Annotated in this window: 14 protein-coding genes; 9 read left to right on the forward strand and 5 right to left on the reverse strand. The window is 61.7% G+C overall.

Annotated elements, in window-relative coordinates; genetic code table 11:
- Positions 1–7: 7 nt before the first annotated feature.
- The gene (locus ACJ8HH_RS03380) at positions 8–1,312 is read right to left on the reverse strand and encodes an MFS transporter (protein ID WP_053088908.1); all 1,305 of its coding nucleotides are present in this window, start codon (positions 1,310–1,312) and stop codon (positions 8–10) included.
- Positions 1,313–1,989: 677 nt separating this feature from the next.
- Here ACJ8HH_RS03380 and ACJ8HH_RS03385 point away from each other — a divergent pair.
- Complete coding sequence (locus ACJ8HH_RS03385) at positions 1,990–3,582, forward strand: ABC-F family ATPase (RefSeq protein ID WP_033646804.1); 1,593 nt, start codon at positions 1,990–1,992, stop codon at positions 3,580–3,582.
- Between the two features lie 51 nt (positions 3,583–3,633).
- On the opposite strand, the gene moeB is transcribed toward ACJ8HH_RS03385, so the two are convergent.
- Positions 3,634–4,389 (reverse strand): molybdopterin-synthase adenylyltransferase MoeB, encoded by a 756-nt coding sequence (gene moeB, locus ACJ8HH_RS03390; protein ID WP_033646802.1) that lies wholly within the window; start codon positions 4,387–4,389, stop codon positions 3,634–3,636.
- A gap of 2 nt (positions 4,390–4,391) precedes the next feature.
- The gene (gene moeA, locus ACJ8HH_RS03395; RefSeq protein ID WP_197766152.1) at positions 4,392–5,630 is read right to left on the reverse strand and encodes a molybdopterin molybdotransferase MoeA; all 1,239 of its coding nucleotides are present in this window, start codon (positions 5,628–5,630) and stop codon (positions 4,392–4,394) included.
- A gap of 157 nt (positions 5,631–5,787) precedes the next feature.
- On the opposite strand from moeA, the gene ACJ8HH_RS03400 reads away from it, so the two are divergent.
- The 8 genes from ACJ8HH_RS03400 (at position 5,788) to ACJ8HH_RS03435 (ending at position 13,642) form a co-directional block, all read left to right on the forward strand.
- On the forward strand, positions 5,788–6,324 hold the full coding sequence (locus tag ACJ8HH_RS03400) for a DUF924 family protein (protein WP_101427963.1): 537 nt from the start codon (positions 5,788–5,790) through the stop codon (positions 6,322–6,324).
- A 357-nt stretch (positions 6,325–6,681) separates the two neighbouring features.
- Positions 6,682–7,638 carry an isoaspartyl peptidase/L-asparaginase gene (locus ACJ8HH_RS03405; RefSeq protein ID WP_197766153.1) on the forward strand — a complete coding sequence of 319 codons (957 nt, stop codon included), beginning with the start codon at positions 6,682–6,684 and terminating at the stop codon, positions 7,636–7,638.
- A 19-nt stretch (positions 7,639–7,657) separates the two neighbouring features.
- Entirely contained in the window at positions 7,658–9,532 is a 1,875-nt protein-coding gene (locus ACJ8HH_RS03410) for a dipeptide ABC transporter ATP-binding protein (RefSeq protein ID WP_197766154.1), read from the forward strand.
- 23 nt (positions 9,533–9,555) lie between these two features.
- Complete coding sequence (gene gsiB / locus ACJ8HH_RS03415; protein ID WP_033646792.1) at positions 9,556–11,091, forward strand: glutathione ABC transporter substrate-binding protein GsiB; 1,536 nt, start codon at positions 9,556–9,558, stop codon at positions 11,089–11,091.
- A gap of 52 nt (positions 11,092–11,143) precedes the next feature.
- The gene (gene gsiC, locus ACJ8HH_RS03420) at positions 11,144–12,064 is read left to right on the forward strand and encodes a glutathione ABC transporter permease GsiC (protein WP_049213005.1); all 921 of its coding nucleotides are present in this window, start codon (positions 11,144–11,146) and stop codon (positions 12,062–12,064) included.
- 9 nt (positions 12,065–12,073) lie between these two features.
- Positions 12,074–12,982 carry a glutathione ABC transporter permease GsiD gene (gene gsiD / locus ACJ8HH_RS03425; protein WP_049233469.1) on the forward strand — a complete coding sequence of 303 codons (909 nt, stop codon included), beginning with the start codon at positions 12,074–12,076 and terminating at the stop codon, positions 12,980–12,982.
- A gap of 106 nt (positions 12,983–13,088) precedes the next feature.
- The gene (locus tag ACJ8HH_RS03430; protein WP_039566839.1) at positions 13,089–13,325 is read left to right on the forward strand and encodes a type II toxin-antitoxin system CcdA family antitoxin; all 237 of its coding nucleotides are present in this window, start codon (positions 13,089–13,091) and stop codon (positions 13,323–13,325) included.
- A 2-nt stretch (positions 13,326–13,327) separates the two neighbouring features.
- Positions 13,328–13,642, forward strand: coding sequence for a CcdB family protein (locus tag ACJ8HH_RS03435; RefSeq protein ID WP_019454426.1), 315 nt, complete (start codon positions 13,328–13,330; stop codon positions 13,640–13,642).
- Positions 13,643–13,681: 39 nt separating this feature from the next.
- On the opposite strand, the gene fghA is transcribed toward ACJ8HH_RS03435, so the two are convergent.
- Both fghA and ACJ8HH_RS03445 read right to left on the reverse strand, forming a co-directional pair.
- Positions 13,682–14,524, reverse strand: coding sequence for an S-formylglutathione hydrolase (gene fghA, locus ACJ8HH_RS03440; RefSeq protein WP_049213004.1), 843 nt, complete (start codon positions 14,522–14,524; stop codon positions 13,682–13,684).
- A gap of 14 nt (positions 14,525–14,538) precedes the next feature.
- A complete protein-coding gene (locus ACJ8HH_RS03445) occupies positions 14,539–15,663 on the reverse strand; it encodes an S-(hydroxymethyl)glutathione dehydrogenase/class III alcohol dehydrogenase (protein WP_033637718.1) in 1,125 nt (374 codons plus the stop codon).
- Positions 15,664–15,668 lie beyond the last annotated feature (5 nt).

The raw sequence follows: 15,668 nt of genomic DNA on the forward strand, positions 1-15,668 counted from the left end.
GCAGGCGCTATTCTTTATGACGCTCCCGGAACAGCAGAGTGGCGATCAGGCTGACGGTCAACATGCCGGTGACGTACCACGCCGGCGCCATCGGATTGCCGCTGACGTCCAGCAGCCAGGTGACGACCAACTGCGCCGATCCGCCGAACAGCGTCACGCCAAAGGCGTAGATCATCGAGGTGCCGGTGGCGCGCACGTGGCGCGGCAGCGCCGAGACGATCAGCATAGTGCTGGCCAGCATGTTGATGCCCAGCGCGCCGATCAGCAGGATGCGGAAAACGATCGCCAGCCACAGGGTTTGCGTGGCGCTGAGGAACCAGAAGGTCGGGTAAATCAGGATCAGTGCTGCAAAGATTGAGAACAGCAGCGGCCTTTTGTAGTTCTGCACCCGATCGACGTAACGGCCTGCGCAATAGACGGCGATGATCTGTACCACAGAGGCAATACAGCTGAACAGGTAGGCGGTCGGGCCGGCGATGTGATAGGTCTGCATCATGTAGGTCGGCATATACAGCAGCACCACGTAGACCATCACGGTGCCGGACATGATGATCAATACGCCCAGCAACAGATCTTTGGCATGATTGCTCACCAGATCCCATACCGGATTCAGCGGCGGCCGCGCGTGAGCCGGCGCCTCTCCAGTGTAGGTCTCTTCCAGATGTTTGCGAATATAGATGCCGACGGGAATGATCAACAAACCGATGATGAACGGCACGCGCCAGCCCCAGGCATACAGTGCCTGCTCCGGCAGAAAATAGGTGAGCGCCAGGCCTAAAGAGGCGCCAAGCAGGGCGCTGATGCCCTGGCTTATCGCCTGCCAGCTGACGAAGAAGCCGCGTTGGTTGGCCCCTGCCGACTCCAGCAGCAGCGTGGTGGCCGAGCCCACTTCACCGCCGGCGGCAAACCCCTGAATCAGGCGGCCAACCACGATCAGCACCGGCGCCAGAACGCCGATTTGCGCATGGGTGGGCGCGAAGGCGATCAGCGCGGTGCCGACGCCCATCAGCACGATGGTCATCAGCATGGCGGCCTTGCGGCCGACCCGATCGGCATAGGCACCCAGCACCATGCTGCCCAGCGGGCGCATGATAAAGCCGACGCCGAACACCGCCACCGACATCAACAAGGAGCCGTAGGCGCTGTCGCTGGGAAAATAGAGTTTGCCGATAATGGCGGCAAAGAAGCTGTAGACGGTGAAGTCGAAAATCTCCAGGCCGTTGCCCAGGCTGGCGCCGACAATGACTTTGTAATTTACCGCGCCCTTCCCCGCCGTTTGGCTTTTGGGCAATGCGTTTTCAGCAGTGTTCATCGTTATCTCTCGCGATAGGTGGACGGTGTGTTGTTATTATTTTCTGGCCGGGGTGGTGTTATCCGGGGCGGCGATAACCGAGCCCCGAAACGCCAACAAAACGGCAACGTCACGTTTACATATACTTGTATGTACAATCATATGCAATATGAGAGTAGTTAGCGGGATAACGGTGGTTTGATTTTCACATATTTCTGTATTTAATTGTTTTTATTTGATTTTCTCTTCAGCTGGAACGAATGTGCCATGTCGATTTAGTGAGCTGTAACGCATTAATCCTCTAAAAAACCTTGGTAATTAAGAAGGCGGTCACAAAATGTCGCGTATAGCAGAATGTGTGGCGATAGTCGGAAAAAACTAGAATTAAATAGAGACGTGTTGGCTGTATTAATGATTTTCATAAGGTGAACAGATACGATTTATTCGTGCCTGGGGCGGTTCTGGGGAGAATAAATGTCATTTTTAAGTTTAATTAATATATTTGGCGAATTGGTTTCAAATATTGTACGGCTTGCTGCGTGAAATCTCGCCGTGAATTTTATCGGTATTATTCAACCCAGCTATGACTCATCCGTCGTCACCGCTCAAAATGTCACCAAAACTTCCCGCGATCTCTTAACCCCGTTGTGGCATAATGCGCGCCAAATCACATTCCCTATGTATAAAGAGCGAGCGCTGTGTTAAGCACCAACAACATCACCATGCAGTTCGGCAGCAAGCCGTTGTTTGAAAACATCTCTGTTAAATTCGGCGGCGGCAACCGTTATGGCCTGATCGGCGCCAACGGCTGCGGCAAGTCCACCTTTATGAAAATCCTCGGCGGCGATTTGGCGCCGACCGGCGGCAACGTGTTCCTCGATCCGAACGAGCGCCTGGGTAAACTGCGTCAGGATCAGTTCGCCTTCGAACAGTACAGCGTGCTGGACACCGTGATCATGGGCCACACCGAGCTGTGGGCGGTGAAGGAAGAGCGCGACCGCATCTACGCCATGGCGGAGATGAGCGAAGAAGACGGCTATAAAGTGGCCGACCTGGAAGTCGCCTACGGCGAGATGGACGGTTACACCGCCGAAGCGCGCGCCGGCGAACTGCTGCTTGGCGTCGGCATTCCGGTGGAACAGCACTATGGCCCGATGAGCGAAATCGCGCCGGGCTGGAAGCTGCGCGTGTTGCTGGCGCAGGCGCTGTTCTCCGATCCGGAAATCCTGCTGCTCGACGAACCGACCAACAACCTGGACATCGATACCATTCGCTGGCTGGAGCAGGTGCTGAACGAACGCAACAGCACCATGATCATCATCTCGCACGACCGTCACTTCCTGAACATGGTCTGCACCCACATGGCGGATCTGGACTACGGCGAACTGCGCGTTTATCCGGGCAACTACGACGAATACATGACCGCCGCCACCCAGGCGCGTGAACGTCTGCTGGCCGACAACGCCAAGAAGAAGGCGCAGATCAACGAGCTGCAATCGTTCGTCAGCCGTTTCAGCGCCAACGCCTCCAAATCCAAGCAGGCCACCTCGCGCGCCCGCCAGATCGACAAGATCCAGCTGGAAGAAGTGAAGGCCTCCAGCCGCCAGAACCCGTTCATCCGTTTCGATCAGGACAAGAAGCTGTTCCGTAACGCGCTGGAAGTGGAAGCGCTCACCAAGGGCTTCGACAACGGCCCGCTGTTCAGCAAGCTGAACCTGATGGTGGAAGTGGGTGAGAAGGTTGCGGTGCTGGGCGCCAACGGCATCGGTAAAACCACCCTGCTGAAAACGCTGGTGGGCGACGCGCAGCCGGACAGCGGCAGCGTGAAGTGGTCGGAAAACGCCCGTATCGGTTACTACGCGCAGGATCACGAATACGAGTTTGACGATACCCTGACCGTGTTCGACTGGATGAGCCAGTGGAAGCAGGAAAAAGACGATGAGCAGGCGGTGCGCAGCGTGTTGGGCCGTTTACTGTTCAGCCAGGACGACATCAAGAAGAAAGTGAAGGTGCTGTCCGGCGGTGAGAAGGGCCGCATGTTGTTCGGCAAGCTGATGATGCAGCGCCCGAATATTCTGGTGATGGACGAACCGACCAACCACCTGGATATGGAATCCATTGAATCGCTGAACATGGCGCTGGAGATGTACGAAGGCACGCTGATCTTCGTCTCCCACGACCGTGAGTTCGTCAGTTCGCTGGCGACGCGCATTCTGGAAATCACCCCGAACAAGGTGATCGACTTTACCGGCAACTACGAAGACTATCTGCGCAGCCAGGGCATCGTGTAACCCTCGCGGCAACGCATCAGGGCGGGAATTATCCCGCCCTTTTTTTATCCGTCATTCCTCGCCGCACACCTCGCAGTGCGGATCCTTCGGCAGTTTCATCTCGCGGAACTGCATGCTCATCGCATCGAACATCAACAGCTTGCCGCGCAGCGGCTGACCATAGTCGGCCAGCAGCTTGATGGCCTCCATCGCCTGCAGGGTGCCGATAGTGCCGACCAGCGGCGCCATCACGCCCGCTTCGACGCAGGTGAGGGCGCTGTCGCCGAACAGCCGGCTCAGGCAGCGGTAGCAGGGCTCGCCCGGCTGATAGGTGAACACGCTGAGCTGGCCTTCCATGCGGATCGCCGCGCCGGAAACCAGCGGCCTCTGCTGCGCGTGGCACAGGCGGTTCAGGGCATCGCGCGCCGCCACGTTGTCGGTGCAGTCCAGCACCAGATCGCAGGCGGCGATCTCTGCCGCGACCGCGTCATCTTCCAAACGGCCGTCGATCGCGTCGATGCGGATATGCGGGTTGATGGCGCTCAGTTCCCGCTTGGCTGAAGCGACCTTGCTCTGGCCGATGCGATCGTCGCGGTGCAGGATCTGGCGCTGCAGGTTGGAGAGCGAGACGGTGTCGAAATCCACCAGCACCAGATGGCCGACGCCGGCCGCTGCCAGATATGGCGCGGCGGCGCAGCCCAGCCCGCCCAGCCCGGCGATCAGCACGCGGGCGGCCTTCAGCTTCTCCTGGCCGTCGAAGTCAAAGCCGCGCAGCACGATCTGGCGGTTGTAGCGCAGCGCTTCGGCGTCGGTCAATTCCGGCAGCATGTTCAGCTCCTCAGCAGGGCATTGAATGGCTCGATCTCCACCGTTTCGCCTACCGCCACCGAACCGCGTTCGCGCTCCAGCACGATGAAACAGTTGCCCTGGCTGTAGGAGCTGAAGACGTGCGAGCCCTGGTGGCCGGTGGTGCTGACCTCCAGTTCGCCTGCGGCGTTGCTGCTGAACACGCCGCGCTGAAAATCGAGGCGGCCCGGCGATTTCTTCAACGGGGTCAGCGCCCGTGCGCGCAGGCGCGGCGGCAGGCGCCAGTCGCTGTGGCCGGCCAGCTTCGCCAGCAGCGGTTGCACCAGTTGGTAGAAGGTCAGGGCGGCGGAAACCGGGTTGCCCGGCAGGCCGCAGAACCAGGCGTGGCCCAGTTTGCCGAAGGCGAAGGGTTTGCCGGGTTTGATCGCCAGCTTCCAGAAGCTGACCTGGCCCAGTTCGTCGAGCATTTGTTTGGTGTAGTCGGCCTCGCCGACCGAAACGCCGCCGCTGCTGATGACCACGTCGGCCTGGCTGTCCGCCCGTTCGAAAGCGGCGCGCAGCGCATCGCGATCGTCGCGGATAATGCCGAGATCGAGCACCTCGCAGCCCAGCTGTTCCAGCATCAGGCGCACCGCGAAGCGGTTGGTGTCGTAGATTTGGCCCGCCTGCAGCGGCTGGCCGACCGGCTGCAGTTCGTCGCCGGTGGAGAACACCGCCACCTTCAGCTTACGCATCACCTGCACCCCGGCGACGCCAAGCGAAGCCAGCAGCGGCAGCTGCGCGGCGCCCAGCTTCACGCCGGCCGGCAACACGCTCGCGCCGCGGCGAATGTCTTCACCCGCCAGACGGATATTCTGTCCGGCTTCAACCGGCGCGGTAAAACGCACGCCTTGGTCGCTCACCTCGGTCTGCTCCTGCATCACTACCGCGTCCGCCCCGGCCGGGATCGGCGCGCCGGTCATGATGCGCACGCAGCTGTTGGCCGGCCATTGGGCGTCGAACGGCGCACCGGCGAAAGCTTTCCCGGCGACCGGCAGCGGCGCATTGGCCGCCAGATCGGCGAGGCGCAGCGCATAGCCGTCCATCGCCGAGTTGGCGAACGGCGGCACGTCGAGCGGCGAGACCACCGGCGCGGCGGTGATGCGGCCGGCGGCGGCGGTCAGGGCGACGGATTCGGTCTGCTGCAGTGGGGCGATCTGCCCGAGCATTTTTTCCAGCGCTTGCTCCAGGGAAATGAGATCGGAAGTATGGCAATGATCCATAAAGGGAACTCCGTAATCAGGGTGCGCTAAAATAGCGACAAAGTGCGGGTATTATGGCAGAGAACGCCGGGGGGGAGAACGGGTTATGCCCGCCATCTTTCGCACTGCGGCGCTGGGGCGATCGGGTATAAACTGCGTAAAACAGAGGAGAATCATGATGCATAAACAGGTTATCGACTTCTGGTTCGACGAGATCGAACCGATCATGTGGTTCAAAAAGGACGACGATTTCGATCGTCTGCTGCACAGCCGTTTCGGCGAAATCTGGCGCGCGGCGGCGGCGGGGGAGTTGGCGCACTGGCGCGACACCATCGAGGGGCGCCTGGCGGAGGTGATCGTGCTCGATCAGTTCAGCCGCAACCTGTTCCGCGGCACGCCGCAGTCGTTCGCCTGCGACGGCATGGCGCTGATCCTGGCGCAGGAGGCGATCCGCAGCGGCGAGTGCGAACGGCTGAGCCGCGAGCAGCGCGGTTTCCTTTATCTGCCGTTCATGCATTCGGAATCGCCGCTAATCCACCAGCAGGCGCTGGTGATGTACACCGAGCTCAATAACGGCGACCAGCTGGAGTTCGAGCTTCGGCATAAGGCGATCATCGATCGTTTCGGCCGCTACCCGCATCGCAATGCGATATTGGGCCGCACCAGCACGCCGGAAGAAGAGGCTTTTTTACAGCAGCCCGGATCGGGTTTTTAATCTCGGATCATCTGCGCCCGGCCGGGGAAAAAACAGCAGGCCGGGCGCCGCAATAAGCGTTATTCAGCGCGAACGTTTATTTCCTTACGCCATGCCGCTATTTCCGCACGCGGAATTACCAATAATCTCGGCCGTACGATCGGCGGTTTACGGCTTTTTATAACCTGCTGTTTTTATTCCAATAAGCTATTTCAAGGTGCGAAACGGTCTAAGCGCGCTACGCTAAAAGCGGGACGTGGACGTTATGCTGTACTTCCACTGTAGGACTAAATAGAGTCGAAAAAGACTGAATAATAATGATACCGCGCTCAGCTTATTCGCTGCGCAACGGCGGGATTAACACAGGGTGTCAGGCAAATGAGCAAACCAGTGATTGCCATTCATGGCGGCGCGGGCGCAATTACCCGGGCGGCGCTGAGTGCGGAAAAAGAACGGCAGTATATCCAGGCGTTGTCCGAGATCGTGGCCGCCGGGCAGGCGATACTGGCGCAGGGCGGCAGCGCGCTGGACGCGGTGACCGAAGCGGTGCGGCTGCTCGAAGAGTGCCCGCTGTTCAATGCCGGCAAAGGCTCGGTGTTTACCCATCAGGGCACCCACGAGCTTGATGCCTGCGTGATGGACGGCCGCACCTGCGATGCCGGCGCCGTCGCCGGCGTCAGCCGCATCCGCAACCCGGTGCTGGCGGCGCGCGCGGTGCTGGAAAATAGCGAACACGTGCTGTTTGCCGCCGAAGGCGCCGAGAAGTTTGCCGCAGCCCACGGCCTGGAAATGGTCGCTCCCGATTTCTTCTTTACCCAGGAACGTTTCGATCAGCTGCACCGCGCCCAGGCGGAGCAGGGCCGGGTATTGCTCGATCACGACGGCGCGGTGCAGGCCGGCGATCCGCTCGATCCCGATCGCAAATTTGGCACCGTCGGCGCGGTGGCGCTGGATGCGCTGGGCAACCTCGCCGCCGCCACTTCGACCGGCGGCATGACCAACAAGCAGGCCGGGCGGGTAGGCGACACGCCGATTATCGGCGCCGGCTGCTATGCCAACAACGCCACCGTGGCGGTTTCCAGCACCGGCACCGGCGAGATTTTCATGCGCGGCGTGGCGGCCTATGACGTCTCCGCCCTGATCGAATACGGCGGCCTCAGTCTGCAGGCGGCCAGCGATCGGGTGGTGATGGAGAAACTGCCTGCACTGGGCGGTAGCGGCGGCATGATCGCCGTCGATCGCCACGGCAATATCGCGCTGCCGTTTAACTGCGAGGGGATGTATCGCGGTTTTGGTTATGTCGGCGATGCGCCGTCCGTCGGAATTTATCGCTAAGCGTTCACCGGGAGGGTGTATGACCGACGTTTCATTCCGGCCCGCCGGCGACGAATTGTCATTGCCGCCGCAGCGGGTGCTGACGGTGCGCGATCTGAGCATCAGTTTTCCTCAAGTGGACGGCGCCGTGGAAGCGGTGCGCAACCTGTCGTTCGATCTCGATCGCGGCGAGACGCTGGCGATCGTCGGTGAGTCCGGCTCTGGCAAATCGGTGACTTCGCTGGGGCTGATGCGGTTGGTGGAGCAGGGCGGTGGGCGCATCGCCGGCGGCGTCATGACGCTGCGCCGGCGCGACGGCGCGTTGCTCGATCTGGCGCAGGCCTCGCAGAGCACGCTGCGCACGGTGCGCGGCGCCGACATGGCGATGATCTTCCAGGAGCCGATGACCTCGCTCAACCCGGTATTTCCGGTCGGCGAGCAGATCGCCGAATCGCTGCGCCTGCATCAGAGCATGGACCACCGCAGCGCGCGCCAGGAGGCGCTGCGCATGCTCGATCTGGTGCGCATTCCGGAGGCCAAAGAGGTGCTGGGGCGCTACCCGCATCAGCTTTCCGGCGGCATGCGCCAGCGGGTGATGATCGCCATGGCGCTCTCCTGCAAACCGGCGTTGCTGATTGCCGATGAACCCACTACCGCCCTCGACGTCACCATTCAGGCGCAGATCCTGCAGCTGATCCGCGTGCTGCAACAGGAGATGCAGATGGGGGTGATCTTCATCACTCACGACATGGGCGTGGTGGCGGAGATAGCCGACCGCGTGCTGGTGATGCGCCGTGGGGAGCAGGTGGAACAGAATCGGGTGCGTGAGTTATTCGCCGCGCCGCAACAGGCCTATACCCGGGCGCTGCTGGCGGCGGTGCCGAAGCTGGGGGCGATGGCCGCACTGCCGCTGCCGGCGAAGTTTCCGTTGCCGGGCGGCGAGGGGGATACGGCGCCACAGGATACCGTGCCGCCCGGCGCTGCGCCGATCCTGCGGGTAGAGCATCTGGTCACGCGTTTTGATCTGCGCGGCGGATTGTTCAATCGGGTCACTCGCCGGGTGCACGCGGTAGAAAACGTCAGCTTCGATCTTTACCCCGGCGAGACGCTGGGGCTGGTGGGCGAGTCCGGCTGCGGCAAGTCCACCACCGGGCGCTCTTTGCTGAAGCTGGTGGACAGCCAGAGTGGCACCATCACCTTCGCCGGGCGGCGGATAGATCAGTTGAAGGGGCCGGCGCTGCAGCACCTGCGGCGCGATATTCAGTTCATTTTTCAGGATCCATACGCTTCGCTTGATCCGCGTCTGACGGTCGGTTTTTCCATCATGGAGCCGCTGCTGGTGCACAACGTGATGCGCGGCCGCGAGGCGGAGCAACGGGTGGCCTGGCTGCTGGAGCGCGTCGGCCTGCTGCCGGAGCATGCGCGCCGCTACCCGCACGAATTTTCCGGCGGCCAGCGCCAGCGCATCTGCATCGCGCGCGCGCTGGCGCTGAACCCGAAAGTGGTGATCGCCGACGAGGCGGTGTCGGCGCTGGACGTGTCGATTCAGGCGCAGATCGTCAATCTGCTGCTCGACCTGCAGCGCGAGTTCGGCGTCGCTTTTCTGTTTATTTCACACGACATGGCGGTGGTGGAGCGCATCAGCCACCGGGTGGCGGTGATGTACCTCGGGCAGATCGTCGAGATCGGCCCACGGCAGGCGGTGTTCGACAACCCGCAGCACCCTTACACCCGCAAACTGATGGCGGCGGTGCCGGTGGCCGATCCCGCCCACGCCCACAAACGGCAGCCGCTGCCGGCCGATGAGATCCCGAGCCCGGTGCGCGCGCTGGGCGATGAACCCGTTACCGCACCGCTGGTGCAGGTTGGCGCCGGGCACTTTGTCGCCCGCCACCCGATCGCCGGTGCTTTTTAAAGACCTCAGGAGAGACAAGCGACATGAAGCACACATTCAAACGCAATGCGCTGTTGGCCGCCGTACTGCTGGCGGCGGGAACCGGCCCGGTCTGGGCGGCGAAGGACGCGGTGATCGCCGTGGCCTCCAACTTCACCACCCTCGATCCTTACGACGCCAACGATACGCTGTCGCAGGCGGTGGCCAAGTCTTTCTATCAGGGGCTGTTCGGCTTCGACAAGGACATGAAGCTGGTGAACGTGCTGGCGGACAGCTATGAGGTCAGCAAAGACGGCCTGACCTACACCGTCAAACTGCACCAGGGGATTAAATTCCACGACGGTACCGCGTTCAACGCCGAGGCGGTGAAGGTAAACCTCGATCGCGCCAGCAACCCGGACAGCCACCTCAAGCGCTACAACCTGTTCAAGATGATCGACAAAACCGAAGCGGTGGACGCCAATACGGTGAAGATCGTGCTGAAAGCGCCGTTCTCGGCGTTCGTCAACAACCTGGCGCACCCGGCGGCGGCGATCATCTCGCCGGCGGCGCTGAAGCAATACGGCAAGGAGATCGGTTTCCACCCGGTCGGCACCGGGCCGTATCAGTTCGTCACCTGGAACCAGACCGATTTCGTCAAGGTGAAGAAGTTCGACGGCTACTGGCAGCCGGGGCTGCCGAAGCTCGACAGCATCACCTGGCGCCCGGTGGTGGATAACAACACCCGCGCGGCGATGCTGCAAACCGGCGAGGCGACCTTCGCCTTCCCGATCCCTTACGAGCAGGCCAAGGTGCTGGAGGGCAATGCCAAGCTGGACGTGGTGGCCGCGCCGTCGATCCTGCAGCGTTACATCAGCATGAACGTCACTCAGAAGCCGTTCGACAACCCGAAGGTACGCCAGGCGCTGAACTATGCCATCAACAAGGACGCGCTGATCAAAGTGGCGTTCGCCGGGTACGCGGTGCCGGCGGAAGGGCCGGTGCCGCCGGCCATTGACTTCGCTGCCCGCTATAAGCCGTGGCCGTACGATCCGGCCAAGGCGCGCGAGCTGCTGAAAGAGGCCGGCTACCCGAACGGCTTCACCACCACGCTGTGGTCTTCCCACAACCACAGCACCGCGCAGAAGGTGCTGCAGTTCACCCAGCAGCAGCTGGCGCAGGTGGGGGTAAAAGTGACGGTGACGGCGATGGATGCCGGGCAGCGTGCGGCGCAGGTGGAGAGCGTCGGGGTGAAGGACACCGGCGTGCGTCTGTTCTACACCGGCTGGTCGGCCTCGACCGGGGAAGCGGACTGGGCGCTGTCGCCGCTGTTCTCCACCCAGGCGGCGCCGCCGAAGCAGTTCAACACCGCGTTCTACAGCAACCCGCAGGTGGATAAGGATCTGACCGACGCGCTGGCGACCACCGATCGCGCCGAGAAGCAGAAGCTGTATCAGGACGCGCAGGATCGCATTTGGGCCGATGCGCCCTGGATCTTCCTGGCGACCGAACGTCTGTTGTCGGCCAACAGCAAACAGCTGAGCGGTTTCTACGTGATGCCGGATACCTCGTTCAACTTTGATAACGCCGATCTGAAATAAGGCGCCCATCCCCGCCTGCGGCCAAGCGTCGGCGGGCGGGGGAAGGAATGAGATGCTCAATTATTTTCTGAAACGACTGCTGGGCCTGATCCCGACGCTGCTGATCGTGGCGGTGCTGGTGTTCCTGTTCGTCCACCTGCTGCCGGGCGATCCGGCGCGGCTGGCGGCGGGGCCGGAGGCCGACGAGGCGGTGGTGCAGCTGGTGCGCAAGGATTTGGGGCTGGATCAGCCGCTGCCGCAGCAGTTCGCACACTTCTTCGTCAACGCGCTGCGGGGCGACTTCGGCATCTCGATGGTGTCCAAGCGCCCGGTGAGCGAAGAGATCGCCTCGCGCTTTATGCCGACCTTTTGGCTGACCGTCACCAGCATGCTGTGGGCGGTGGTGTTCGGCCTGGCGATCGGCGTGGTGTCGGCGGTGTGGCGCAACCGCTGGCCGGATCGCCTCGGCATGACGCTGGCGGTGTCGGGGATCTCGTTCCCGGCCTTTGCGCTCGGTATGCTGCTGATGCAGGTGTTCTCGGTCGAACTGGGGTGGCTGCCGACGGTGGGCGCCGACAGCTGGCGACACTACATTCTGCCTTCGGTCACCCTGGGGGCGGCGGTGGCGGCGGTGATGGCGCGTTTCACCCGCGCTTCGTTCGTCGAGGTGCTGCAGGAAGACTACATGCGCACCGCGCGCGCCAAGGGCGTGCGGGAAAGCGTGGTGGTGATGAAACACGGCCTGCGCAACGCGATGATCCCGGTGGTGACCATGATGGGGCTGCAGTTCGGCTTCCTGCTCGGCGGTTCGATCGTGGTGGAGAAGGTGTTCAACTGGCCGGGGTTGGGGCGGTTGCTGGTGGACTCGGTGGAGATGCGCGATTACCCGGTGATCCAGGCCGAGGTGCTGCTGTTCTCGCTGGAATTCATCCTGATCAACCTGCTGGTGGATATGCTGTACGCGGCGATCAACCCGGCGATTCGTTATCAATGAGGACGCGGCATGATTAAGCATTGGCGGCGCAACGCCGCACTGAAGGCGATGCCGCTTATCGATCCCAATGCGGTACGCACGCCGTGGAGCGAGTTTTGGCGGCGTTTTCGCCGCCAGCGGGCGGCGCTGGTCGCCGGTCTGTTGGTGCTGCTGCTGATTGCGGCGGCGCTGCTGGCGCCTTATCTGGCACCGTTCGATGCGGAAAACTATTTCGATTACGATCGGCTGAACGAGGGGCCTTCGCTGATGCACTGGCTGGGCGTGGATTCTCTCGGGCGCGATATCTTCAGCCGCATCCTGATGGGCACGCGCATTTCGCTGGCGGCCGGGGTGTTCTCGGTGCTGGCGGGCGGGGCGATCGGCACCCTGCTGGGGCTGCTGGCCGGCTACTATGAGGGCTGGTGGGATCGCCTCACCATGCGCGTCTGCGATGTGCTGTTCGCGTTTCCCGGTATTCTGCTGGCGATCGGCGTGGTGGCGATCATGGGCAGCGGCATGGCCAACGTGATCGTCGCGGTGGCGATCTTCAGCATTCCGGCCTTCGCCCGCCTGGTGCGCGGCAATACGCTGGTGCTGAAGCACCTGACCTATATCGAATCGGCGCGCAGCATCGGCGCCTCGGACTGGACCATCATCCTGCGGCACATTCTGCCGGGCACTCTGTCTTCGATCGTGGTCTATTTTACCCTGCGCATCGGCACCTCGATCATCACCGCCGCCAGCCTGTCGTTTCTGGGCCTGGGCGCCCAGCCGCCGACGCCGGAGTGGGGGGCGATGCTCAACGAGGCGCGCGCCGATATGGTGATCGCGCCGCACGTGGCGATCTTCCCCAGTCTGGCGATATTCATCACCGTGCTGGCGTTCAACCTGTTGGGCGACGGACTGCGCGACGCGCTCGATCCTAAGCTGAAGGGATGATGCTTTAACGTATGGCGCATATTTGAACGGGCTCAAATGACGTCTCAATGCTACTATCGTTCAATAAACCGTGTTGTTTGCACGAAAATGAGTGAGAGAGGTGCCGATGCCAGTAAAACAACGAACGACGCAAAGTGTGACCATGACGGTGGAACGCAGTTTGTTGAGCCGTGCGCGTGAGGCGGGGATTAATCTCAGCGCGACGCTAACTGCTGCTTTAGATGCTGAGTTACGTCAGCATGAGAGGATAAAATGGCAGGAAGAAAACCGAGAGGCGCTTGAAGCGCTTAACCGATTTAATGATGAGCATGGTTGCTTTAGCGACGAATACAGGACGTTTTAGCGATGCAATTTACGGTGTATGCGAATAGGGGGAACAGCGCGGTTTATCCCCTGCTGCTTGATGTGACGAGCGATATCATTGGGCAATTAAATCGTCGAGTTGTGATCCCTTTGTTGCCCGTTGAAAAATACCCGGGGAGTACGCGACCGGAACGCTTGATCCCGTTGATCAGATTGATTGATGACAACGAGTACGCCGTGATGACATATGAAATGGCCAGCATCCCGGTTCGGGCTTTGGGGGCCGAGTTTTGTGATGTTTCCCAGTATCGGACCAGGATAAAAGCCGCCATCGACTTTCTTCTTGACGGTATTTGAAGAAATCCGGGCGCTTTAATAACCGCCCGGATTTTTTTATCAGCGGAACAGGTGCTCGGCGTGGAAGCGCAGGTGATCTTCCACGAAGGTGGCGATGGTGAAGTAGCTGTGATCGTACCCCGGCTGAATGCGCAGCGTCAGCGGCCAGTCGCGCTGGCGCGCCAGCTCCGCCAACCGCGCCGGCTGCAGCTGGTCGGCCAGGAACTGGTCGTCGTCGCCCTGGTCGATAAGGACCGGCATTTTTTCCGCGCCGCTGGCCAGCAGATGGCAGCTGTCGTACTGCAGCCACTGGCTTTCGTCGCTGCCCAGATAGGCGGTGAACGCCTTGCGGCCCCACGGCACCTGGCACGGGTTAACGATCGGCGCGAACGCCGATACCGAGCGGAAGCGCTGCGGATTGCGAAACGCCATCATCAGCGCGCCGTGGCCGCCCATCGAGTGGCCGAAGATCGACTGACGACCGCTGACGCTGAAGTGCTGTTCGATCAGCGCCGGCAGTTCGGCGCTGATGTAGTCGTACATGCGGAAGTGGCGATCCCACGGCGCCTGGGTGGCGTTCAGGTAGAACCCGGCGCCCTGGCCCAGATCGTAGCCTTCGTCGTTCGGCACTTCGTCGCCACGCGGGCTGGTGTCCGGCATCACCAGCACCAGGCCCAGCTCGGCGGCGATGCGCTGCGCGCTGGCTTTCAACGTGAAGTTCTCGTCGTTGCAGGTCAGCCCCGACAGCCAGTACAGCACCGGCGGCGGGTTGTCATCGCGCGGCGGCGGCAGGTAGATGCTGAATGTCATGTTGCAATTCAGGCTCTGCGCCGCGTGGCGATAGCGCTGCTGCCAGCCGCCGAACATGCGGTGCTCTTCGAGAAGTTCCAATGACAACGTCATCTCTGCCTCCTGGCTTATTGGTCGAAGTGGATGACGGAACGGATCGATTTGCCTTCGTGCATCAAATCGAACGCTTCGTTGATCTGCTCCAGCCCCATGGTATGGGTGATAAAGTCGTTCAGCGCGAATTCACCGTCCAGATAGCGTTCGACGATGCCCGGCAGCTGCGAACGGCCCTTGACGCCGCCGAACGCCGAACCGCGCCAGACGCGGCCGGTGACCAGCTGGAACGGACGGGTCGAGATCTCTTCGCCGGCGCCCGCGACGCCGATGATCACCGATTCGCCCCAGCCCTTGTGGCAGCACTCCAGCGCGGAACGCATCACGTTGACGTTGCCGATGCACTCGAAGGAGAAGTCGACGCCGCCGTCGGTCAGCTCGACGATCACGTCCTGAATCGGCTTGTCATAGTCTTTCGGGTTGATCAGATCGGTAGCGCCCAGCTTGCGTGCCAGATCGAACTTGCTGGTGTTGATGTCGATGCCGATGATGCGGCCCGCGCCGGCCATCTGCGCGCCGATGATCGCCGACAGGCCGATGCCGCCCAGGCCGAAGATTGCCACGGTGTCGCCCGGCTGCACTTTGGCGGTGTTCATCACCGCGCCCATGCCGGTGGTCACGCCGCAGCCCAGCAGGCACACTTCTTCCAGCGGCGCTTCCTTGTTGATTTTCGCCAGTGAGATTTCCGGCACCACGGTGTACTCGGAGAAGGTGGAGGTGCCCATGTAGTGGAAGATCGGCTTGCCATCCTTGAAGAAGCGGGTGGTGCCGTCCGGCATCAGCCCTTTGCCCTGGGTGGCGCGGATCGCCTGGCACAGGTTGGTCTTGCCGGATTTACAGAATTTGCACTCGCCGCACTCCGGGGTGTAGAGCGGGATCACGTGATCGCCGACCGCCACGCTGGTGACGCCTTCACCGACCGCTTCCACCACGCCGCCGCCCTCGTGGCCGAGGATCGCCGGGAACACGCCTTCCGGATCTTTGCCGGACAGGGTGTAGGCGTCGGTGTGACAAACGCCGGTGGCGACGATCCGCACCAGCACTTCGCCTTTTTGCGGTGGCATCAGCTCGACTTCTTCGATCTTCAGCGGCTGGTTCGGGCCCCAGGCAACGGCGGCGCGGGTTTTGATCATCTCCATCATAG

It is taken from the genome of Serratia sp. CY32780 (assembly GCF_052169135.1).
GTDB lineage: Bacteria > Pseudomonadota > Gammaproteobacteria > Enterobacterales > Enterobacteriaceae > Serratia > Serratia sarumanii.